Source organism: Musicola keenii (assembly GCF_014855505.1).
Lineage (GTDB): Bacteria > Pseudomonadota > Gammaproteobacteria > Enterobacterales > Enterobacteriaceae > Musicola > Musicola paradisiaca.
On sequence record NZ_JAAWVW010000023.1, the window covers coordinates 19,720 to 42,426 of the forward strand.

At 56.7% G+C, this 22,707-nt stretch carries 19 protein-coding genes, 1 tRNA gene and 1 riboswitch; of the genes, 10 read left to right on the top strand and 10 right to left on the bottom strand.

Annotated features, from left to right (window positions below; translation table 11 throughout):
- Positions 1 to 13: 13 nt before the first annotated feature.
- Positions 14 to 1,384: a lysine-sensitive aspartokinase 3 gene (gene lysC, locus HEP82_RS17710; RefSeq protein ID WP_192459276.1), complete on the bottom strand. Its 1,371-nt coding sequence runs from the start codon at positions 1,382 to 1,384 to the stop codon at positions 14 to 16.
- A 119-nt stretch (positions 1,385 to 1,503) separates the two neighbouring features.
- A riboswitch (Lysine riboswitch) is annotated at positions 1,504 to 1,705 on the bottom strand.
- A 170-nt stretch (positions 1,706 to 1,875) separates the two neighbouring features.
- Between lysC and pgi the strand changes: the two genes are divergently transcribed.
- Both pgi and HEP82_RS17720 read left to right on the top strand, forming a co-directional pair.
- Positions 1,876 to 3,528, top strand: coding sequence for a glucose-6-phosphate isomerase (pgi, locus tag HEP82_RS17715; protein WP_192459277.1), 1,653 nt, complete (start codon positions 1,876 to 1,878; stop codon positions 3,526 to 3,528).
- Between the two features lie 228 nt (positions 3,529 to 3,756).
- On the top strand, positions 3,757 to 4,101 hold the full coding sequence (locus HEP82_RS17720; RefSeq protein WP_192459278.1) for a DUF4156 domain-containing protein: 345 nt from the start codon (positions 3,757 to 3,759) through the stop codon (positions 4,099 to 4,101).
- Between the two features lie 41 nt (positions 4,102 to 4,142).
- On the opposite strand, the gene epmB is transcribed toward HEP82_RS17720, so the two are convergent.
- Entirely contained in the window at positions 4,143 to 5,171 is a 1,029-nt protein-coding gene (gene epmB, locus HEP82_RS17725) for an EF-P beta-lysylation protein EpmB (protein ID WP_192459279.1), read from the bottom strand.
- A 35-nt stretch (positions 5,172 to 5,206) separates the two neighbouring features.
- Between epmB and efp the strand changes: the two genes are divergently transcribed.
- Both efp and HEP82_RS17735 read left to right on the top strand, forming a co-directional pair.
- Positions 5,207 to 5,773 (top strand): elongation factor P, encoded by a 567-nt coding sequence (efp, locus tag HEP82_RS17730; RefSeq protein ID WP_012764096.1) that lies wholly within the window; start codon positions 5,207 to 5,209, stop codon positions 5,771 to 5,773.
- A gap of 143 nt (positions 5,774 to 5,916) precedes the next feature.
- Complete coding sequence (locus HEP82_RS17735) at positions 5,917 to 6,270, top strand: DMT family protein (RefSeq protein WP_012764097.1); 354 nt, start codon at positions 5,917 to 5,919, stop codon at positions 6,268 to 6,270.
- Between the two features lie 541 nt (positions 6,271 to 6,811).
- Here the strand turns inward: HEP82_RS17735 and frdD are convergent.
- The 4 genes from frdD to frdA are packed head-to-tail and all read right to left on the bottom strand — an operon-like array spanning position 6,812 to position 10,119.
- A complete protein-coding gene (gene frdD, locus HEP82_RS17740) occupies positions 6,812 to 7,168 on the bottom strand; it encodes a fumarate reductase subunit FrdD (RefSeq protein ID WP_192459280.1) in 357 nt (118 codons plus the stop codon).
- A gap of 14 nt (positions 7,169 to 7,182) precedes the next feature.
- A complete protein-coding gene (gene frdC, locus HEP82_RS17745) occupies positions 7,183 to 7,578 on the bottom strand; it encodes a fumarate reductase subunit FrdC (RefSeq protein ID WP_192459281.1) in 396 nt (131 codons plus the stop codon).
- 17 nt (positions 7,579 to 7,595) lie between these two features.
- The gene (locus HEP82_RS17750) at positions 7,596 to 8,330 is read right to left on the bottom strand and encodes a succinate dehydrogenase/fumarate reductase iron-sulfur subunit (RefSeq protein WP_192459282.1); all 735 of its coding nucleotides are present in this window, start codon (positions 8,328 to 8,330) and stop codon (positions 7,596 to 7,598) included.
- Complete coding sequence (gene frdA / locus HEP82_RS17755; protein WP_192459283.1) at positions 8,323 to 10,119, bottom strand: fumarate reductase (quinol) flavoprotein subunit; 1,797 nt, start codon at positions 10,117 to 10,119, stop codon at positions 8,323 to 8,325. The genes HEP82_RS17750 and frdA overlap by 8 nt, the downstream gene beginning before the upstream one ends.
- Positions 10,120 to 10,822: 703 nt before the next feature.
- Between frdA and epmA the strand changes: the two genes are divergently transcribed.
- Entirely contained in the window at positions 10,823 to 11,800 is a 978-nt protein-coding gene (epmA, locus tag HEP82_RS17760; protein ID WP_192459284.1) for an elongation factor P--(R)-beta-lysine ligase, read from the top strand.
- A 77-nt stretch (positions 11,801 to 11,877) separates the two neighbouring features.
- Here epmA and mscM read toward each other — a convergent pair whose 3' ends face one another.
- From mscM to rsgA, 3 genes are all read right to left on the bottom strand, one after another.
- Complete coding sequence (mscM, locus tag HEP82_RS17765; protein ID WP_192459285.1) at positions 11,878 to 15,192, bottom strand: miniconductance mechanosensitive channel MscM; 3,315 nt, start codon at positions 15,190 to 15,192, stop codon at positions 11,878 to 11,880.
- 31 nt (positions 15,193 to 15,223) lie between these two features.
- The gene (gene asd / locus HEP82_RS17770) at positions 15,224 to 16,138 is read right to left on the bottom strand and encodes an archaetidylserine decarboxylase (protein ID WP_192459286.1); all 915 of its coding nucleotides are present in this window, start codon (positions 16,136 to 16,138) and stop codon (positions 15,224 to 15,226) included.
- 68 nt (positions 16,139 to 16,206) lie between these two features.
- On the bottom strand, positions 16,207 to 17,256 hold the full coding sequence (rsgA, locus tag HEP82_RS17775) for a small ribosomal subunit biogenesis GTPase RsgA (RefSeq protein WP_192459287.1): 1,050 nt from the start codon (positions 17,254 to 17,256) through the stop codon (positions 16,207 to 16,209).
- 132 nt (positions 17,257 to 17,388) lie between these two features.
- Here rsgA and orn point away from each other — a divergent pair, with 132 nt between their 5' ends.
- Positions 17,389 to 17,931, top strand: coding sequence for an oligoribonuclease (gene orn / locus HEP82_RS17780; protein WP_012764106.1), 543 nt, complete (start codon positions 17,389 to 17,391; stop codon positions 17,929 to 17,931).
- Here the strand turns inward: orn and HEP82_RS17785 are convergent.
- Positions 17,918 to 18,169, bottom strand: a complete 252-nt coding sequence (locus HEP82_RS17785; RefSeq protein WP_192459288.1) for a hypothetical protein — start codon at positions 18,167 to 18,169, stop codon at positions 17,918 to 17,920. The genes orn and HEP82_RS17785 overlap by 14 nt on opposite strands.
- On the opposite strand from HEP82_RS17785, the gene HEP82_RS17790 reads away from it, so the two are divergent.
- The 4 genes from HEP82_RS17790 to HEP82_RS17805 all read left to right on the top strand — a co-directional run bounded on the left by HEP82_RS17790 (position 18,143) and on the right by HEP82_RS17805 (position 22,691).
- Positions 18,143 to 18,218 (top strand) — tRNA-Gly (locus HEP82_RS17790). The genes HEP82_RS17785 and HEP82_RS17790 overlap by 27 nt on opposite strands.
- Positions 18,219 to 18,478: 260 nt before the next feature.
- Positions 18,479 to 19,282, top strand: coding sequence for an efflux RND transporter periplasmic adaptor subunit (locus HEP82_RS17795; protein WP_192459289.1), 804 nt, complete (start codon positions 18,479 to 18,481; stop codon positions 19,280 to 19,282).
- Positions 19,279 to 20,589 carry an efflux RND transporter periplasmic adaptor subunit gene (locus tag HEP82_RS17800; protein WP_192459290.1) on the top strand — a complete coding sequence of 437 codons (1,311 nt, stop codon included), beginning with the start codon at positions 19,279 to 19,281 and terminating at the stop codon, positions 20,587 to 20,589. The genes HEP82_RS17795 and HEP82_RS17800 overlap by 4 nt, the downstream gene beginning before the upstream one ends.
- Complete coding sequence (locus tag HEP82_RS17805) at positions 20,586 to 22,691, top strand: HlyD family efflux transporter periplasmic adaptor subunit (protein ID WP_192459291.1); 2,106 nt, start codon at positions 20,586 to 20,588, stop codon at positions 22,689 to 22,691. Before HEP82_RS17800 ends, HEP82_RS17805 begins: the two co-directional genes overlap by 4 nt.
- The last annotated feature ends 16 nt before the right edge of the window (positions 22,692 to 22,707 follow it).

Consider the following 22,707-nt stretch of genomic DNA (forward strand, 5'->3'; position numbering starts at 1 on the left):
AGAAACCGGCGCGTCATTCTTCGAACAAATTGCGGTGCAGCGTCTGTACCACTTGTTCGGCATCGCTGGACGGCACCAGAAAACACAGATTGTGAGTGCTGGCGCCGTAGCAGATCAGCCGGATGTTGAACGGCTCCAGTACGCCAAACACCTCCTTGCCCACGCCGCATGCCTGCGACAACTGGTTGCCGATCAGCGCTACCAGCGACAGGTTCTCCTCCACTTCCACCCGGCACAGGGACGACAGTTCCGTCAGCAGAGCGCTGGAAAGCAGGCTATCTCCGGTGGAGGTGGAGCCGGTGGTATCCAGCGTCAACGCCACGTTCACTTCCGAGGTGGTGATCAGATCCACTGAGATGTTATGACGCGCCAGAATGCTGAATACTTCTGCCAGGAAGCCGCGGGCGTGCAACATGTTCAGGCTGTGCAGCGTCAGCAGCGTCTGCTTGCGGCGTAGCGCCAGCGCGCGGAACAGTGGCGGATTCTCGGTTTGGTTGCATACCAGCGTGCCGCCGGCGGCCGGATCTTTGCTGGAACCGACGAATACCGGAATATCGCTGCGCACTGCGGGCAACAGCGTGGCCGGGTGCAGCACTTTAGCGCCGAATGTCGCCATCTCGGCGGCTTCTTCAAAGGTAATTAGATCGATGCGTTTAGCGGCGGGAACCACGCGCGGGTCGGTAGTGTAGATGCCGGGAACGTCGGTCCAGATGTCGATGCGGTTAACGCGCAACGCTTCTCCCAACAACGCGGCGGTGTAGTCGCTGCCGCCGCGTCCCAATGTGGTGGTGCGCCCTTTGGCTTCGCTGCCGATGAAACCCTGAGTTATGATCAGGTTGCCTTGCGCCAGACGCGGCTGCAACTGGCTTTGGGTGAGCTCGCCCAGCGCGTCGCAGTCTGGTTCGGCACGGCCGAAGCGGTCGTTGGTGCGCATGATTTTGCGAACATCAAACCATTCGGACGGTACGTTGCGCTCGCGCAGAATTTCCACGAACAGCAGGGTGGACATCAGTTCGCCGTGACTGACCAGTTCGTCGGTTAGCGCGTTGGAGGTGGCGAGCGCGGTGGCTTCCGACAGGCGGGCAACATTATCCAGCATGCGATCGATCTCTTCTCGAATCACATCCGGATGCGTCAGGCGATTGACGATGGCGTATTGGATCTGGCGGATTTTGTCCAGGTTTGCTGTTCGCTCTGCCGGTGCCAGTCCTTCAGCCAATGCCACCAACAGATTGGTGACGCCGGCGGAGGCGGAAAGCACGACGATACGCACGTTAGGATCAGTAAGAACGATGTCTGCGCTGCGGTTCATGGCGTCGAAGTCGGCGACGCTGGTACCGCCAAATTTGGCAATAATCAGGGTATTTTCAGTCGTTGTGGGCATTTCAAAAACCTCGTGTCAGGGGCGTAATTGTCATCATCGACAACAGCGGTCCGTAAATCAGCCTTGGCACAAGGAAAGAGCGGTAAGCAGGGAGCAGGCGTAGGAACACAGGCTACGATACACCCAGAAGCGCTCCACCTTGCTGAACGCTTTGAGCTTGCAAAGCGATGCTGGTGACAACCCAGGGGATTCAGCCCCTGCAGTCGACGGAATGCTCGCCGTGTCGTTCATTCCGCCTCGGCATCGCTCCCCCTGGGGTATCTTCTTACGGATTACGGTTCCTCCGATACCTTGCCTGGGCGATGCACCTCTTCTGGCTTGCGCAACGGGCGCGCAAGTAGGCTTTTACAAATAGCGGGTAACGGCACGACTGTCAATCATCAATGACCGGGGCTTTGGTATTTCGCAAGAAAAGGGCTTTCAAGCCTAGTGTTACGGGATACAATCGGGACAGAACTTACGGATTTATTCTTAACCTAAAGAGTAGTGTGATGAAAAATATCAACCCGACGCAAACCGCCGCCTGGCAGGCATTGCAGCAGCATTTTGCTGCCATGAACGAGGTCACTATCAGCGATTTGTTCGCCAAGGATGCCAACCGTTTCGACCGTTTTTCCGCCACGTTTGATGATCTGATGTTGGTGGATTATTCCAAAAACCGCATCACCGCAGAGACGTTGGAAAAACTGCAGGCGCTGGCGCGTGAAACTAATCTGTCCGGGGCGATCAGGTCGATGTTTTCAGGCGAAAAAATCAACCGTACCGAAGACCGCGCCGTATTACATGTCGCGCTGCGCAACCGTAGCAATACCCCGATTATCGTCGATGGTCAGGATGTGATGCCGGCGGTCAATGCCGTATTGCAAAAAATGAAGGCGTTCAGCGAGCGAGTCATCGGCGGCGACTGGAAGGGGTATACCGGCAAGGCGATCACCGATGTCGTGAACATCGGCATCGGCGGTTCCGATCTCGGCCCTTACATGGTGACTGAAGCGTTGCGTCCGTACAAAAATCACCTCGTCATGCACTTTGTGTCGAATGTCGACGGCACTCATATCGCCGAGACACTCAAGCGTGTCGATCCGGAAACCACGTTATTCCTGGTGGCGTCGAAAACATTCACTACCCAGGAAACCATGACCAATGCCCACAGCGCCCGCGACTGGTTCCTGAAGGCGGCGGGTGATGAAAAGCATGTCGCCAAACATTTTGCGGCGTTGTCCACCAACGGTAAGGCGGTCAGCGAATTCGGCATTGATATCGACAATATGTTCGAGTTCTGGGACTGGGTCGGCGGTCGTTATTCCCTGTGGTCGGCGATCGGGCTGTCGATTATTTTGTCTATCGGTTTTGACCATTTCGAGCAGTTACTGAGCGGTGCGCACGCCATGGATCAGCACTTTGCCACAGTGCCGGCGGAGAAAAACCTGCCGGTGCTGTTGGCGCTGATCGGCATTTGGTATAACAATTTTTTTGGCGCGGAAACTGAAGCGATTCTGCCCTATGACCAGTACATGCATCGTTTTGCCGCTTATTTCCAGCAAGGCAATATGGAGTCCAACGGTAAGTATGTCGATCGCAACGGTCAGGCGGTGGATTACCAGACCGGGCCAATCATTTGGGGCGAGCCGGGCACCAATGGTCAGCATGCGTTCTACCAGTTGATCCACCAGGGCACCAAGCTGGTGCCGTGTGACTTTATCGCGCCGGCACTCACTCACAACGCACTTAGCGATCACCACAGTAAGCTGCTGTCCAACTTCTTCGCCCAGACTGAAGCGCTGGCGTTCGGCAAATCCCGCGCGGAAGTGGAAGCCGAGTTTGCGGCGGCGGGCAAATCCGCCAAGGATGTCGAACATGTGGCCCCTTTCAAAGTGTTCGAAGGGAACCGCCCGACCAACTCTATCCTGCTGCGGGAAATCACGCCGTACAGCCTAGGTGCGTTGATCGCGCTGTATGAACACAAGATCTTCACCCAGGGCGCGATCCTGAACATTTTCACCTTCGATCAGTGGGGCGTGGAACTGGGCAAACAGCTTGCCAACCGTATCCTGCCTGAACTGCAGGATGAGAGTGCCGTCAGCAGTCATGACAGCTCCACCAATGGGCTGATTAATCGTTTCAAACAGTGGCGTGCCCACTAATCGATTGAGTCCGGCTAGGATGATAGGCTCCGTTTTCGGGGCCTGTTTTTTATCGAAAGCAGTGATGTGACGCATCGAATGTCGTCGATCAAGGTGGTTTTTAACAGAAATGTTATGGTTCACCCGATTACCGTTAAAGTGGCGATGGTATGATGCAACGCAGCCTAAAGCGGCCGGGGCGCCGGTGTATCGGCACCGACCTGTCAATTAATGAGCATGGAGGGGTGTATGCGGATTCGAGTTCTGATGGGGTTTTCTGCCGCAATGTTGTTGGCGGGATGCAGTACCACCAATGAATTGAGCGCAGCAGGGCAAGCGGTTCGCTTTACGGATACCAAACCGGGCAGTGAGTGCCAGCTGTTGGGGTCGGTGACGGGGACGCAGTCTAACTGGCTATCCGGCAGCGGCAATGAAGGCAGCTCCATGCGCGGCGCCGCCAACGATCTGCGTAATAAGGCCGCTGCGATGGGCGGTAATGTGATTTTTGGCATCAGCTCTCCTAGCCAGACCTTCCTGTCCAGCTTCGCGCCGCTGGACAGCAAAATGCAGGGGCAGGTGTTCAAGTGCCCCTGATGTCGTGAGGTTTTCCTGACCGGTTAATCCAGCGGCAGCGTCTAATGCTGCCGCATACTCAGCTCCAGCGGCGTTTTGCTGGCTTCACCACCAATTTCTCTGACCAGCCGCGGCACCAGATAACCCGACACTTGGGTCATTAACGTTTTGATCAGTGCTATCGCCTCGTCATCCGGCACCAAAAAATGTGCGGCTCCTTGCACTTTATCCAGCACATGCAGGTAGTAGGGCATGACGCCTGCATCGAATAAAGCATGGCTCAGATTCGCCAGCTCATCGGCCGAGTCATTGACTCCGCGCAGCAGGACGCTCTGGTTCAGTAGTGTGACGCCTGCCCGGCGCAGTCGTTGCAGCCCTTGCGCCAGTTCGGCATCGATTTCATTGGCATGATTGATATGGGTGACTAGCAGAATTTGCAGGCGGGATTGAGCCAGCCGCTGGCTTAACGTTTCGGTGATACGCGCCGGAATGACAACCGGCAACCGTGAATGAATACGCAGCCGTTTCAGGTGCGTTATTTGCTCCAGCCCGGTCAATAACCAGTCCAGTTCGTGGTCTTTGGCCATCAATGGGTCGCCGCCGGAAAAAATAATTTCGTCCAGTTCCGGATGCTGGTGGATATAGTCCAGTGCCTGCCGCCAGTTGGCTTTGCTGCCCTGGTTCTCCTGATAGGGAAAATGGCGGCGAAAACAGTAGCGGCAATTTACTGCGCAACCCCCTTTGACCAGCAGCAGCGCCCGATTGTAGTATTTGTGCAGCAATCCCGGCACGACGCTACGTTGTTCGTCCAGCGGATCGTTGGTGAATCCGGGCGCGAGCAGGAATTCCGCTTGTGAAGTGATCACCTGTTTTAACAGCGGATCGTCGGGATCGCCCGGCTGCATACGCGCCGCGAATGCGCGGGGGACGCGCAGGGGGAATAATTTCCGCGCTTCGTGTCCCTGAGACAGCAATGGATGGTCGCTAAGTGCCAGAAGTTGCAGTAATTCACCTGGATCGGTGATGACATCGGCGAGTTGTTGCAGCCAATCTTCTCCAGCTGCGGGTTTTCGGGTTATAATGTGTGCCATTTTTTGGCTAAGCTACCAGTATTAAGAGGACCAACATGGCGTCTTATAGTACCAACGAATTCCGTTCCGGTCTTAAAATCATGCAGGACGGGGAGCCGTGTGCGATCGTTGAAAACGAATTTGTGAAACCGGGCAAGGGACAGGCGTTCAACCGCGTCAAAATCCGCAAGCTGATTTCCGGTAAAGTGCTGGAAAAAACCTTCAAATCCGGCGACTCCGTCGAGGCGGCTGATGTGATGGACATGAACCTGACTTACCTCTACAACGACGGTGAGTTCTGGCACTTCATGAATAACGAAACTTTCGAACAGTTGGCCGCAGACGCCAAAGCTGTTGGCGATAACGCCAAGTGGCTGGTTGAGCAGGCTGAATGTGTGCTGACGCTGTGGAACGGCCAGCCGATCGCGGTGACTCCGCCGAACTTCGTTGAACTGGAAATTACCGAGACCGATCCGGGCCTGAAAGGTGATACGGCCGGTACTGGCGGTAAACCTGCAACCTTGACGACCGGTGCGGTAGTGAAGGTGCCGTTGTTCGTTCAGATTGGCGAAGTGATCAAAGTGGACACTCGCTCTGGCGAATACGTTTCCCGCGTGAAGTAATTCCCCGGTGAACCGCCGCAATCGCGGCGGTTTTTTTATCTCCCTGCCTGTTTTTCCCTGCCGCTGTTGAGTGGGTGACTGTCTGATAGCGTTTTTCCCCGTGGGGCGTAATAATGCCGCCTGACTCGTTAAGGAGAAGCCCTATGTCGCCATTGATTATTACCGTTTGTATGCTCAGCCTTAGTAACCTGTTCATGACCTTTGCCTGGTATGGGCATTTGCGTTATTTCAGCGGGCGCACCTGGATTGTGGCGGCACTGGTCAGCTGGGGGATCGCACTGTTTGAGTATCTGCTGCAGGTGCCGGCGAACCGCATCGGCTATCAGGTGGCATCGGCGGGCCAATTGAAAATTCTGCAGGAAGTGATCAGCCTGTCGGTTTTCATTCCGTTTTCCATCGTTATTTTGAAAGAACCTTTCCGAACCGATTATATCTGGGCCGGGTTGTGTCTCTTGGGTGCGGTATTTTTTATGTTTAGGGACAAGATTCTCGGCTGAAAAAATAAACAGATTATACCTGCCATGCTTCACGTTGCAGGGCAACATGCCAGCCAGTTGTCCTGTACTTTGACGTAGTAAAGATAGATGGTTTTTCACTATTCATGATGTCGTCGACGCGACGACAATAGCCGTGCTGTCTATTGGTAGGTGATAAAATAATAAAAATGAAATGCAATTTTAACTATTATTCGTAACGTTTTATCTGATCGGTTGATTATTTTTTACTGCGGTCAGGTGGTGGGAAACGAGTTATTTCTCCCGTTTCGAAAACATTATGTTTTGTCGTTGTTAATCATTTATCAAATCTATTTTATCCCTTGTCGTTATGGTGTATGAATTTGCTCCTGTGGCTCGTCAAATATGTCTATTTTTCCTATCAGGATGTTGCAGACGATTATTTTTAGTGCCGACATGTGACGTGATAAATCGATGGCTTTCATTCGCGCGGGGAATAAAAAATCGCCATGGGGGAAACGGTAGGGAACAATAATAAAAACGGCCTACATATGCAGGCCGTTGAGCAGGGTTACGGTTCGTTTTACAGCGTTACGATGCTAATTAAGGTCACTACAGTCAAAATAGCGGCCAAACCGTAAAATACCCACTTCCCGGCTGGGACGTGGATTTTCAGATCGTGCATGGCGTGATGCATACGGTGCAGGCCGCACCACAGCGGCAACACGATCATCAGCAGCAGGAATGCGCGGCCGATGAAGCTGTGGCTGAAGGCCGCGATGCGTTCATAGGCCAGTGCGCCGGGGAACAGACCCAACGGCAACAGTAAGCCGATCAGCAGGATGATCACCGGAGAGAAAATGGCGCTCCACATGCCGCCGGCACCGAACAGCCCCCAGAATGGTGGTTCATCGGAACGTTTTGGTTTCTGATTAATCACGTTATTCCTCCCGCTCAGAACAGCAAGGCGATGGCCAGCACCGCCAGAGTGACGACGACAGTAACGGCCCACAGCCCTTTGATAATCGGTTCCGGCGCCATTTTTTCATCGTTGACGATGACAATAGATGCCTTCGGCGCCAGATCGAACCAAGTTTTGGTATGCAGTATCGCCGCCAGCAGCGCCACCAGGTTGATCAGCAGCACCAGCGGGCTTTGCAGGAACGACACGAAGTGGCTCCAGCCTTCCGGACCGCCTTTCAGTGAAGATACGCCGTACAGCAGAACGATGCTGAACCACACGGCCAAAACGGCAGTACCTTCGCGCAACATGTAGAAGCGATAGAACCCGAGCTTCTGCCACCAGGTAGGCGTCATGCCGCGGACATACGCTTTACGTTTGGTTGTCATTATTTTGCCTCCCTCCCTTATTGTGGTTTCAGCATGGCGATCATGAAGTCTTTGGCACTTTCCACTTTGCCTTGCTGAATGGCGGCTGCGGGATCAACATGCTTCGGACACACTTCGGAGCAGTAACCGACGAACGTACAGCTCCAGACGCCGTTGTCACCGTTCAGCATAGGCATACGCTCTTTCTTGCCGTGGTCGCGGCTATCCAGATTGTAACGGTGCGCCAATGTAATGGCGGCCGGGCCGATGAATTCCGGGTTCAGGCCGAACTGCGGGCAGGCGGCATAGCACAGGCCGCAGTTGATACACCCCGAAAACTGGTGGTATTTGGCCATCTGCGCCGGAGTTTGCTTGTTGGTGCCCTGCTCCGGTTTGCGATCGTTGCCGATGACGTAAGGTTTGATGGCTTCCAGACTCTCGATGAAATGAGTCATGTCCACCACCAGATCGCGTTCGATCGGGAAGTTGCCCAGCGCTTCGATTTTCATGCCGCCGGCATAGTCGCGCAGGAAGGTTTTACAGGCCAACTTCGGCACATTGTTGACCATCATGCCGCAAGAGCCGCAGATAGCCATACGGCACGACCAGCGGTAGGAGAGGTCTGGCGCCAGGTTGTCCTTGATGTAGCCCAGCGCGTCGAGCAGTGAGGTTTCACGGCTGTATGGCACGCTATAGGTTTCGAAGTGCGGCGCGTTGTCCTGTTCCGGATTGTAGCGCATGACTTCCATTTTCAGGGTTTGCAACTCAGCCATTCGCTTGCTCCTTCTTGTTTTTCTCCTGAGCTTCAGCCTCTGCACCGTAAACACGTTCGGCTGGCGGCAGCTTGGTGATCTTCACGTCGCTGTATTCCAGACGCGGCGCGCCTTCCGGGTTGTAGTAAGCCAGGGTATGTTTCAGGAAGTTCACGTCATCGCGTTTGGTGCAGCCTTCATCCAGACGTTGGTGCGCGCCGCGTGATTCGCGACGATTGATAGCGGAATGCGCCATACATTCGGCAACGTCCAGGCTATGGCCCAGCTCGATGGTGTAGAGCAGATCGGTGTTGAACACGCTGGAGTGATCGGTAATTTTCACTCGTTTGAAGCGCTCTTTCAGCTCGGCCAGCTTGTCGACGGTTTTCTGCATCAACTCGGTGGTACGGTAGATGCCGCAGCCTTCTTCCATGGACAGACCCATTTCGTCACGGATTTTGGCCCAGCTTTCAGTACCTTCCTGCTTCATCAGCGTGTGCAGACGCTGTTCTACATCGCGGGCTTGCGCGTCGAGGGCGCTACTGTTGGCCGGCGTGGCTTCACGGGAGCGCTCTACTGCTTTCTCGCCCGCTACGCGGCCGAAGACCACCAATTCCGCCAGTGAGTTGGAACCCAGACGGTTGGCGCCGTGCAAACCGACAGAGGAACATTCGCCGGCGGCGAACAGACCCTTGATACGGGTTTCACACTGCTGGTCGGTTTCGATACCGCCCATGGTGTAGTGCGCGGTCGGACGGATGGGAATCGGCTCTTTTACCGGGTCTACGCCCACGTAAGCTTTCGCCAGTTCGCAGATGAACGGCAGACGCTCTTTCAGCTTTTTCTCACCCAGGTGGCGCAGGTCGAGGTACACGACATCGCCCAGCGGCGTGGAGATGGTGCGCCCGGCGCGCCATTCGTGCCAGAACGCCTGGGAGACTTTGTCGCGCGGGCCGAGTTCCATGTATTTGTTTTTCGGTTCGCCCAGCGGAGTTTCCGGCCCGAGGCCGTAGTCCTGCAGATAACGGTAGCCGTCCTTGTTGACCATGATACCGCCTTCGCCGCGGCAGCCTTCAGTCATCAGGATACCGGAACCCGGCAGGCCGGTCGGATGGTACTGAACGAATTCCATATCGCGCAGCGGTATACCGTGGCGGAACGCCATACCCATACCGTCTCCGGTCACGATGCCGCCGTTGGTGTTGTAGCGGTAAACGCGGCCGGCGCCGCCGGTTGCCATCACGACGGCGTTGGCGCGGATCTGAACCAGCGAGCCTTCCATCATGTTGATGGCGACAAGCCCGCGGGCATGGCCGTCATCCACCAGAATATCCAGTACGAAATGTTCGTCGAAGCGCTGGATCTGCGGGTATTTGATCGAGGTCTGGAACAACGTGTGCAGCATGTGGAAGCCGGTTTTGTCCGCAGCGAACCAGGTACGTTCGATCTTCATGCCGCCGAAGCGACGCACGTTGATCGAACCGTCCGGTTTACGGCTCCACGGGCAGCCCCATTGCTCCATCAGGGTCATCTCGTGCGGACAGTTCTGCACGAAATGCTCAACCACATCCTGCTCACACAGCCAGTCACCGCCTGCCACCGTATCGTGGAAGTGGAAATCAAAGCTGTCATGATCTTGAGCGACCGCTGCCGATCCACCTTCGGCGGCCACAGTGTGGCTACGCATCGGGTAGACTTTAGAGATCAGCGCAATTTTGAGTTGGGGATTAGCTTCAGCAGCTGCAATAGCTGCACGTAAACCTGCTCCCCCGGCCCCGATAATGGCCAAATCGGCATTAAAGGTTTGCACTGCATTCCTCCAGTTACTTAAGTTAAATAAATTAATTAAGAAAATAATATGGGTTAAAACAGTGCCCTTAATATTTTCCGTTTAATTTTCAAAGCATCAAGTCAGTTAAAAAATGTCAGAGTATCAAATACTAAGCTATTAATACTCTTTTTTTGTATGGGAATGATTATAGCGATTCATTATCGTCTGAAATTTGATGTGATCCATCATTTTGCTGTTTTTTAATAATTCATAAGAAATAATCGGTAAAACATGATGGAAAATGTGATTCAGGTAAAAATGGCACTTTTATTTCTTTAATAATAGGTTAGTTGCCGATATGGGAAAATCTTCAACTGGATATACCCTAAATAATTCAGGTGACGGGAAGAGGGCAAGTGAATGAATCCCGATATGCTTACTTCAGTCAGTGACTCGGGTGGGCAAACGCCGCTCACACACCGCCAACTTGACGCATGATGGGGGTAATTGTGGGTATGCCGTATGCCGAGCGCGTGTTTATTATGCCGCGACGTTTAGCGAATGTTTCGTTGTAAAACTTGCCGCTACGCCGTGATTCGATGCCCGGCAGCATGGCCCTCTAATTATGTGCCCGCTAATCTCTGGTACCGTCGTAGCGTTGTCTAATTCGTCGACACGGTGGATTGTCTGGCCCCTATGATGCGGGTAGACTGCACCTCCGTTTGATTAGGAGTAAACCATCATGAGCGAAACGGTAAGCTGGCAGCCCAGTGCTCCGATTGCCAATCTGTTGAAGCGTGCGTCCATCATGAAAGAAATTCGTCGCTTCTTCTCTGATCGCGGGGTGTTAGAGGTGGAAACACCAGCCCTAAGTCAAGCGACGGTCACGGACATTCACCTATTTCCTTTCCAGACCCGTTTTGTCGGCCCCGGTGCAGCGGATGGCATCGAGCTCTACATGATAACCAGTCCCGAATACCACATGAAGCGCCTGCTGGCGGCCGGCAGCGGCCCTATCTATCAGCTGTGTCGCAGCTTTCGCAATGAAGAGTCCGGTCGTTTCCATAATCCGGAATTCACCATGCTGGAGTGGTATCGCCCTCATTATGATATGTACCGCCTGATGAACGAGGTGGATGATCTGCTGCAGCAGGTGCTGGAGTGCGAGAGCGCCGAGATGCTTTCCTATCAGCAGGCGTTTCAGCGCCATCTGGCGGTCGACCCGCTGTCCGCCGACAAAGCGCAACTGCGCGACGTGGCGGAAAAGCTGGGCGTCGGCGATGTCGCTTGTCAGGAAGAGGATCGCGATACGTTGCTGCAGCTGCTGTTCACCGTGGGAGTGGAGCCTCACATCGGGCGTGACAAGCCGGCATTCGTCTACCATTTCCCGGCGACGCAGGCCGCACTGGCCGAAATCAGCACCGAAGATCACCGGGTGGCGGAGCGCTTCGAGGCCTACTTCAAAGGGATCGAACTGGCGAACGGTTTTTGCGAACTGACCGACAGCCACGAACAGCGTCAGCGGTTTGAACAGGATAACCGTAAGCGTGCAGCGCGTGGCCTGACGGTACAACCGATCGACGAACACCTGCTCTCGGCGTTGAGCGCCGGGATCCCGCCCTGTTCCGGCGTGGCGTTGGGGGTAGATCGTCTGATTATGCTGGCGCTGAATGCAGAGTCCATCGGCGATGTTATCGCGTTTACCGTAGAACGCGCCTGATATACCGTTCTTTTTGTTGTCTGCCGCAGAAAATCACGGAAGCCGTTGCTTACCGTGGTTTTCTTTTTGCTGAAAGGCTATAACCCACCGGCAGTGCGAGTTGAGGCTGCGGCATTGCGCCCGACGATTTGCACCGAATCCATCTGTACCTGGAACGGCGGGAACGGCATCACCAGGTTGTGCTGGCGATAACTTTCCAGAATCAACTGATGCAATTCGTGGCGCAGCGGCATGCGGTGGCCCATTTCTGCGGCGAAGATACGCAATTCGAAAATCTGGATGCCCTGGCGCAGATCCACCAGAAAGACCTCCGGCGGCGGGTTGTCCAGCACCAGCGAGCAGCGTTGCACTGCGTCTAACAGCAGCGCGGTAACATCCTGCGTATTGGCGTCGGCGGGTGCGGGGATAGTCAGGACGACGCGAGTTACCGAGTCGGACAGCGACCAGTTGATGAATTGTTCAGTGATGAACGCTTTATTGGGGACGATGATCTCTTTGCGATCCCAGTCGGAAATCGTCGTGGCGCGGGTATTGATACGCATCACGCTGCCGGTCAGGTCGCGGATGGTGACGGTATCGCCGATACGAATCGGCTTTTCGAACAGGATGATCAGGCCGGAGATAAAGTTGGCGAAGATCTCCTGCAGCCCGAACCCCAACCCCACACCCAGCGCGGCGACCAGCCACTGTAACTTCGACCATTCGATGCCTATCATGGAGAATCCCATCAGGCCGCCCACCAGAATCAGCAGGTATTTGCTGACGGTGATAATGGCGTAACCGGTGCCGGGCGACAGCTCGATATGCTGCAAAACCGCCAACTCCAGCAACGCGGGCAGGTTGCGCACCAATTGGGCGGTGATGATGAAAATCAGTGTGGCGATCAGCAATGCGCCGAGAGTAATCGGCTGGATACTGTCGACGCCTTTCACCGAACTGGTGACATTCCACAAACTGATGTTTTCCATAAAGGCGAAGGCGGAATGGATTTCCGACCACAACACGATCACCGAGACCAGGGCCATCAGCGTCAGAATCGAGCGTACCAGTTTCAGCGATCTGGCGCTGATGGCGTCCAGATCGACGACCGGCTCTTCAATATTGTCGACGCCGGATTCATAGGCTGTTTGATCTTCTTCGCCGCGGGCGCGCGCCGCCAGAATTTCCGCCCGGCGCTGCCTGGCGCGGTCGAACGCGATGCGGCGGCGCTGAATCAGCATCCAACGCCGGATGATGTGATACACCACCAGCAGGAAGAACCAGATGGCGACCGAGGTTTCCAGCCGGGCCAGCAGCGCTTGCGAGGTGGTCAGATAGCCAAGGCAGGCAGCCAGCGCAGCGAAAAGGGGAATACAAATCAATAAGTTCCACATCGCCCGGTTGATGGGATTCTCACCGGAGCCTTCTTTATCCAGATAAAGCGGGATCCCGGCGCGTTTCAGCCCGGTAGTGACCAGACTTAGCGCCATGCACAGCAGGACAAAGCACAGTCGCCCCAGCGAGCCGGAGAACTCCCGATCATTGAGGTTATCGAAGGTAATCAGCGCCATGATCAGCGGAACGATAAAGCCGATGGAGAGTCGGTAGTAGCGCATGGCGCGCGCCACCTGTCGCGGCGGCCAGCCGAAATGCACGATGAACAAACCCTGCCGGTGAGCGAAGGACGCACTGATCATCACTACCCACATCAGGGGGACGGTGGCGGTCACACTGTCGCCGATGGCGACGGCCACCGGATAGGGCCAGGCGTTTTGCAGGCCATATCCCAACGCCGCCCAGAGCACCGGCAACGGAATCGCCACCATTATTGACCAGAACACGGTGCGCAGCGTCAGCATGAAGTAGTCCAACGTCACTTTGCCGACCCGGCTACTGGCCCGTTCCAGAAACGCATGGTAGTGGCGGCGGGAACTGATGCTGAGCCCGACCAGCAGCAATGCGCCCAGCAACGGCAACAGCGAGCCGCTACTGGTAAACATCATGAGGAGCGCGCCGCTCAGTTGTGTCAGCGTATCCAGCGACAACAGCCGGGAGAGGTCGTGCAGCAGTTCGAGCGGGTAGGCGAAACCGACGGGATCCACATCCGCGACCCAGAACAGATAGCGGTGGGCGGCGTCGCGAATTTCGTTAAGCGCGTCCTCCAGCTGGTTGCTGGCGACTTTCAGTTTGGTCAGCTCCAGAATCTGCGTATCGCAACCGGACATCAGCGAGGTCAGCAGATCGCGCTGGGTGCGCCGCTGATCATTGAATATTTTCTGCTGTGCGGCAGAGAGCGTTGCGTTGCCGTCTACAGAGGCTGGCGCGTCCTGGCTCTGCCGGTTCAGCAGATCCTCATAATGCAGACGCTGGGCCCGTAACTGAGCCATTTCACCGTCCAGCCGTTGAGATTTGGGCATTTCCGGTAGCCGCGCCACCTGCGCGCGCAGCGTTTCTCCCAGTGCCGGAGAGGCGCCCAACCACTGCGCTTGTTCACGCAGGGTGCCGAGCGCCTGACGCACTTGCAGCGTTTGCGCCGTGGTCTGCCGTTGCTGGGCGGCGATCTGATCGATGCGCTGCGCCTGCTGGTTGAGCGCCACGGAGAGCTCGCGGTTGAGCTGCAACTGGCGGGAAATGGCTTCCGGCAGCTCGCCCTCCTGTTCCGCCAGCAGTTCGGTACGCTCCAGCGCCTGCTCGGCTTCTTTCTGACGTAGGGTATTCAGCGTGCTGCGCAGCGACTGTAATTGGTTATCCAGCCGGTCGCGGCGTTTTTTGTAGAGATCGGCCCGCAGGCGCGAGAGTTCCTGTCGATTACTGGCAGAGAGTTGTTCCAGCTCCAGTTCATTGACCCGGCTTTTACGCAGCGACAGTTCCGTTTGCAACGCGGCGGCCTGCGCTTGCCCCAGCGCGGTGGTCGGCGAGCCCAGCGCCTGCACGCGGCGTTCCACATCGCTCAGGGCGCGGTTGGCTTCCGTTTGCTGTTGCGGCAGTTGGGTCAACGAATCGCTGATTTCACGCAGTCGATCCTGCTCCTGCTGGAGTTGACGGCTTTGTTCCAGCAACTGGCTGCCGAACTGGACAATCAGTTGTTCCAGTTCATTGACGGATTGGGTTTTGGGCAATGACGGCGGTTTATTTTCCTCCGCCATCAATTGCTGGCGCAGGTCCTGCATCAACCGGGGAAAATCGTCGATGATGCGCTGGTATTGATCTGCGCGTTGGCGGGTTTCCCGACGATCATCCAGCAACCGCAGTGCGGACTGCAGTTCCCGGATGATATCTGCCTGGCCGGGGGCGTCTTTATTGGCTTGCGCCTGTTGAAGCTCCTGCTGCAACTGCGCTTCGCCGGGCTCGGAGGCCGCCAGCGACGTGGTTGATAACAGGCATCCCAACAGGAAAATCAGGATCAGACGCACGGCTGGCCTCCTCGTGATGGCGATGACGGGGTCAGGGGGTATGTTGGCGGTAGTCGCTGCCGTTGATGGGGGACGAATCAGCCGGTGTTAACGCTTCAGCCAGCGCTTCGCCCATCCGGGTGGTACTTTGGCTGGCAAGCCCAGGCATCAACTGCACGTGGCCTGGTGAAAAGAGATTGATCACCGTGGAGCCTAGCCGGAAACGACCCATCTCATCGCCTTTTTCCAGCACGACGGCGTCTTCGCCTTCCGGCGGGTAAGCCCAGCGCTTGATGATGCCTTCGCGCGGCGGCGTAACGACCCCGGCCCAAACGGTTTCGATACTGCCGACGATGGTCGCGCCCACCAGAATCTGCACCATTGGCCCAAACGGCGTATCAAACAGACAGATAACCCGTTCATTCCGGGCAAACAGATTGGGAACGTTTTCCGCCGTGAGCGGATTAACGGAAAACAGATCGCCCGGCACATAAATCATGTCGCGCAGTACGCCGTCGCACGGCATATGCACGCGGTGGTAATCACGCGGCGAAAGATAAGTGGTGACGAACAGACCGTCGCGGAATAAATCGGCGATGATGTAGTTACCGGCCAGTAGCGCTTCCAGTGAGTAGTCGTGCTGTTTGGCCTGCAGGATACGGTCATCGTCGATGACGCCCAGTTGGGAAATCATACCGTCGGCTGGCATCACCAGGCGTTGCGGCAGTGGATCCACCGGACGAATGCCCGGCTTCAGCGGGCGGACGAAAAATTCGTTAAAGGTGCGGTAGGCGGCGGTATTCGGCTGCTGCGCCTCCTGCATATTGACTTTATAACAGCGGACGAACAGGTCGATCACCAGTTTGGTCAATCTGCCCGCCTGCTTGTCGGCGGCCCAGCCTGCCAGTCGGGTTAACCCGACTTTCGGAAGCGCATGGTGTAGCGCGATCTTGATACTGTCCAGCACAGTCAACCTCGTTATAGTCAGTGTTCGCGGTGGAAAGGGGCGCATTGTAGCGGTGGATACGATAAATGTCAGTTATCCGAACCGGAAAAGGATTTGCGCGTTTTTACCTGCGTCATGCTTTCAAGAATGCGATGGTAATTATCAAAACGTTCCGGCGCTATCTCTCCACGCTCCAGCGCTTCCCGGATGGCGCAGCCAGGGTCGGTATCGTGTTTGCAGTCGCGGAATTTGCAGCTGCCGAGGTAGTCGCGAAACTCGATGAAACCGCGCGTCACCTGTTCCGGCTCCAGATGCCACAGCCCAAATTCCCGCACGCCGGGGGAGTCGATCACATCGCCGCCATGCGGGAAGTGATACAACCGAGCCGCAGTGGTGGTGTGCTGGCCCAGCCCGGAGCCGTCGGAAACATCGTTAATCTGAATGCGCGTTTCGCCGGGGTAGAGCAAGGCGTTGAGCAGACTGGATTTGCCCACGCCGGACTGGCCGGCAAAGATGCTGATGCGATGGGTGAGGGCGGCTTCCAGCTCGGCGATGCCGGATTGGGTCTTGCTGGACACCATCAGCACCCGGTAATGGAGCCGGCGATAGATATCCATCACCTCTTCTACGAATTCGCGCGCTTCTTCGTCCAGCAGATCGATTTTGTTCAGCACGATCAACGGTTCGACCTCCAGCGTTTCGCAAGCCACCAGATAACGGTCGATAATATTGAGGGACAGTTCCGGCAGAATGGCGGAGACGATCACGATCTGATCGATATTGGCGGCGATGGGCTTAAGCCCGTCGTAGTAATCCGGGCGGGTCAGCACCGATTGGCGCGGATGCACCGCTTCGACGATGCCGCTGATGCCGGAAAGTGTCTCGTTGCCTGCGCGCCAGACGACGCGATCGCCCGTAACCAGCGAGCTGATGGTACGGCGAATGTTGCAGCGGTGCAGGACGCCGTCCGGTGCTTCGATGTCGGCATGCATGCCAAAACGGCTGATAATGACGCCTTCCTGCGGCTCGCCCAACTGGTTGTCATCCCATTCGACGCTGTGATCGGCATGTTTCAGACGACGCTGATGGTTGGCGCTTACCCGGCGCTGCTGGCCCTTTGACAGTTTCTTTTTACTCACGCGGTTTCTCTCGGTTCATCGCTTATCGCCCGTGACAATTGAAGCGATTATAATACACACTATTTCATTTTAATTAACCGCCACCGGACGCGCATAGCCCGGCAGCGGCTTGACTCCACAGGAAAGGCGACGATGGTAAACGAAAACAACCTGATCTGGATCGATCTGGAAATGACGGGGCTGGATCCCGAGCGCGACCGCATTATTGAAATCGCCACGCTGGTAACGGACGCCAATCTGAATGTCCTGGCGGAAGGCCCGACGTTGGCGGTGCACCAATCCGACAGCCAACTGGCGCTGATGGATGACTGGAACGTGCGTACTCACACCGCCAGCGGGTTGGTAGATCGCGTCAAGGCCAGTACGTTTGACGACCGCGCCGCCGAACTGGCGACCCTGCGCTTTCTGGAACAGTGGGTGCCGGCGGGCAAATCGCCGATTTGCGGTAACAGCATCGGTCAGGATCGCCGTTTTCTGTTCCGTTATATGCCGGAACTGGAAGCCTACTTCCACTACCGCTACCTGGATGTCAGTACGTTGAAAGAACTGGCTCGTCGCTGGAAGCCGGAGATGCTGGCCGGTTTCAAAAAGCGCAACACCCATCAGGCGATGGATGACATCCGCGAGTCCGTTGCGGAACTGGCGTATTACCGCGAGCACTTTATTCAGCTGTAATCACGATGTCGCTCCCGCCAGGTGCGTCGCGCACTGCGGGAGAACGTTCAGAAAACGGCCGCTTGGCGGTCGCCATGGACAAAATCTCGGCGCTTTGACGGTTTTGTCGGCACTTGAACGAGGATTTATGTTTGAGGGCTTGCGGCACAAAACTTTTCTCGTATAATGCGCAACCCGTACCGGCAGTGAAATTCAGGTACGGCACCTCAATGCGGGAATAGCTCAGTTGGTAGAGCACGACCTTGCCAAGGTCGGGGTCGCGAGTTCGAGTCTCGTTTCCCGCTCCAAATTCAGTTGTGCAGATGTATATCTGCATGATGCAGGAAACCACCGGAAGGTGGTTTTTTTGTTTTTGTCCTCTTCACTCTCTGTGTTTCGCTATTCCTGCTTTGCTGTCATGCGCGGATTTTCTGCCGGGCTGGTTGGTCTTTTTTCCCCGACTGATTGCTATACTCCAGAAATAACAACCACTAATGAACATAATGCGCTGGTTTTCCTATGGTACATCCGGCGGAACCGACGATTTAACAGGCTGGGAGTAGTAAGCATGACATCTAACTATCCGCGAGCCCGACGTGTTGCGGGCGGGCTGGTTTGTGCGCTGGCGCTGGCGTGCGGTGCTCAGGTTCGGGCGGATGACCCGCTGCTGGCTGCTCCCGCTTCCCAGACACCGAGCCTGGCGCCCGCCGACAACTCGGCGCGCGGCATTCTGGTCGCCATAGATCAGGCAACGTTATCCAGTGATTTGGCGGGGCGTATCGTTGAAATGCCGTTCAGGGAAGGGGAGTCGTTTAAAAAAGGCGATCTGCTGGTGCGCTTCGATTGCTCTATCTATCAGGCGCAGCTGGCGGCCTCACAGGCAGCCGCGCGGGCGGCGGAGGCAGAGTTGAGCCAGAACCAGCAGTTGGCGCAGATGAAATCGGTCGGGCGGCATGCAGTAGCGTTGTCTGCCGCCCGTTTTGCCCAGGCGCAGGCGGAGAGCCAGGTCTATCAGATTCAGGTTAATCGTTGCCGCATACCGGCACCGTTCGATGGGCAGGTAGTGAAACGGCGCGCTCAGGAGCATGAAAGCGTCGGCCTCGGCATGCCGGTGCTGGATATCGTTAATAACCGTCGTCTGGAGATCAATCTGCTGGTTCCTTCCCGTGGGTTGTCCGTGCTTAAACCTGGGCTGGCTTTCACGTTTACGCCGGATGAAACCGGTAAACCATTACGCGCCCACGTCGCCCGATTGGGGGCCAGAATTGATGAAAGCAGCCAAACGCTAAATCTGATCGGCATTATCGAAACCCAGGACAGCAGCCTGATGGCCGGTATGAGCGGCACAGCGCATTTTCCGGAGTCACTTTGAGTACAACGCCACCTGTTTCCACTGAACGTGTTTTCGCCCGGTTTCTGGATCTCGAGCATCAGGCCCGCTCAGCGAAAACGGTTGAAGAACTGGCCTATTGTATCGTCAACGATAGCCAGACACTGTTTGGTTTTCGCCATGCGGCGCTGGTGATTAACGGCCGCGTTCGGGCCGTGACTGGTGTGACGCAGCCTGCGCCCAACGCCCCTTTTGTCGCCTTTGTTGAACGTGCCTGTGCGCAACTGCCGCCGGATGGGCGATGTGCGCAGGTTGTTGCCGCGTCGTTGGATCAGCAAACCCGCAACGACTGGCAAACGCTTTCGGCACCGGAAGCGTTATGGGCGCCGTTGAACGATCGCCATGGGCGCCCTTTCGGCGGCATCTGGTATGCCAGAGAACAACCCTGGCAGAACGCCGAACAACTGCTGGCGGAGCGGCTCTCTCACGCCTTCGCTCACGCCTGGTTGGCGCTGGAGCCACTCTCTTCCTGGCGGCGTGCGCGTTGGCGCTGGAAGATCGCCATTCCCTGTCTGTTGATCGCGGCGTGTTTGTTGATTCCTGTACGCCAGTCGGTGCTGGCGCCGGCAGAAGTGATCCCGTTTAACGGGCGTGTGGTCGCTGCGCCGCTGGATGGCGTTATTCAGTCTTTTGCCGTTCAGCCTAACCAGAGCGTGCGTAAAGGCGACCTGTTGGTACGTTTCGACGACACCACATTGAAAGCGCAGGCGGATGTCGCCGAACGGGCGCTGAATGTGGCGGAGGCGGAATACCGCGCCAGCTCGCAACGGGCGTTTCAGGATGCCGATTCCAAGGCGCGCTTGGATTTCCTCGCCGCGCAGGTGGCACAGAAGCGCGCCGAACGCGATTATGCCAACGCCTTGCTGGGGCGCACCGAGATTCGCGCCGAACGTGACGGCATCGCCGTATTTGCCGATGCTGAACGTTGGAGCGGTAAACCGGTGAGAACCGGCGAGCGCCTGATGGATTTAGCGGATCCGACGCAGGTGGCGTTGCGTATTGAGCTGGATGTCGGCGACGCTATTCGTCTGGCGCCGGATGCGCCGATAACCCTGTTTCTCGACAGCGATCCGGTCACGCCGCATGATGCGCTGCTGGATCGCATCGCTTATGAATCCGAGCCGACGCCGGCAGGTAATCTGGCTTATCGGCTGGATGCGCGTTTCACCGGCGAGCCGCCGCGCATCGGGTTGCGAGGGACGGCGAAAGTCTCCGGCGAATATGTGCCGCTGGCGGTCTATCTGTTCCGCCGTCCGCTGGCGGTATTGCGTCAGTCGGTGGGGATATGAGTGAATTCCTGCCGGCGCTGCGGGCCGATCTGCAACTGGTGGCGTCGGCCGCAGGGCTGGATGGCGCGCCCCAATGGGTATTGTCTGACCCGGCTACCGGACGTTACTTCACGCTGACGCCTTCGGCGATTCGCCTGTTGCGGCATTGGTCGTTGCGGGAGCTTCAGTCGGTACTGGCGGCCGCCAATACCGAGCCGGGCCTGCTGTTGCAGCGTAGCGATCTGGAACAATTGCTGCGCTTCCTGCGTCATCACGATCTGATCGCCGCCAGCGATCCGGTTCAACGGCAAGCTTATGCCATCAAAGCCGGGGCGATGCGGACTAGCCTGTGGAAGTCCCTGCTGCACCAGTACCTGTTTTTCCGTATTCCGCTGTGGCGTCCCGACCCGTGGCTGAGCCGCTGTTGGCCTGGGTTGCAGCGTTATGGCCGGCCTTTTTTGCGTTTTGGGTTGCCGCTGATTCTACTGCTGGGCGGTTTTCTGGTCAGCCGGGACTGGGTGCGTTATACCCATGCGTTTCCCCATTTGTTCAGCCTGCAAGGTATGGCGACTTTCGGCGTCGCGTTGTTCTGCGCCAAGTTTGTGCACGAACTCGGGCACGCTTTTATGGCCAAACGCGCGGGATGCCGGGTACAAAACATGGGGGTGGCGTTTATCGTGCTGTTTCCGTTGTTCTATACCGATGTAAGCGATGCCTGGAAACTGAAGGATCATCGCGCCCGGTTGCTGATCAGCGCCGGCGGCATTCTGGCGGAACTGCTGCTGGCCGGTATCGCACTGCTGGTATGGGCGTTATTGCCTGACGGCCCGGTGCGCAGCGCTGTTTTTATGCTCTCTAGTGCAACTTGGATAACCACATTGGTCGTCAATCTTAATCCCCTGATGAGGTTCGACGGTTATTTCCTGCTGAGTGATTTCTGGCGCGTGGAGAATTTGCAGGAGCGCGCTTATGCCCTGTGTCGCTGGCGGCTGCGCGAAGCGTTGTTTGGCTATGGTCGACCGGCGCCGCAAACCTGGTCGCCTATCATGCAACGTAAACTGTTGATCTGGGGTTACGCCTCGTGGGTGTGGCGCTTTTTCCTGTTCACCGGTATCGCACTGGTGGTGTATCACTTTTTCATCAAGCTGGTCGGCATTGGCCTGATGCTGGTTGAGATCGGCTGGTTTGTGGCGCTGCCGATTGTAAAGGAGATGTACGTATGGTGGTCTATGCGTAACGCGGCACGCCCCATCAATGTGCTGCGATCCGCCCTGATTTGCGCGGCGGTTCTGGCATTCCTGTTGTTTCCATGGCGCGGCAGCATTCGCATTCCGGCAGTGCTGGAGGCGGAAAATGTCAGCGTGCTGTATGCGCCTATTCCGGCACAGGTTAAGGCGCTGCATGTGGTGGATGGTCAGAGCGTGAAGGCGGGAGAGGTGTTGCTGGAGCTGACCTCTGCGGATTTGGATTATCGCATCGCGATTGAGCGCCAACAGATCGCCGTGTTACAGCAAAAGCTGCTGCGCGGCGCGGCGCGTCAGGAAACCGCCAGCGAAACCCAGGTGATTGACCGGCAACTGGCGGAATCGCTGGCGCGCTATCGAGGGCTGGTGGCGCAGCAGCAACGGTTGTCGATCGTCGCGCCGCAGGCGGGGCTGGTGAGGGATGTGACACGGGATATGACGGTGGGGCGCTGGCTGACGGCGGATATGCCGTTGTTGCGGGTGGTCGACGCGGGCGCAGGGCGAGTGCAGGGATATTTGCCGGAGGATGCGCTGAAACGGGCGCAGGAGGGGGCGCCAGGCACGTTTATCGCCGATGACCCGGCGTATCCCCGTCTGGCGGTGCGACTGAACGATATCGCGCCCACTGGCGTTGCTTACCTGCAACGGGAAATGCTGGCGTCCGATCGCCACGGCCCGATCGCTGTGCGCCGCGATCGGGATCACAACCCTCTGCCGGTTCAGGCGCAGTACAGCATACGTTTTCGGGTGGAGGATGATCGGCTGCCACCGCCACAACCTTTGCGGGGTAGCGTGATACTGGATGGTGAACGTGAGTCTATCCTCGGCGCGGTATGGCGGCGGGTGGCGGCGCTGGGGATTCGGGAAAGCGGTTTTTGATGCGCATCGCATCTAT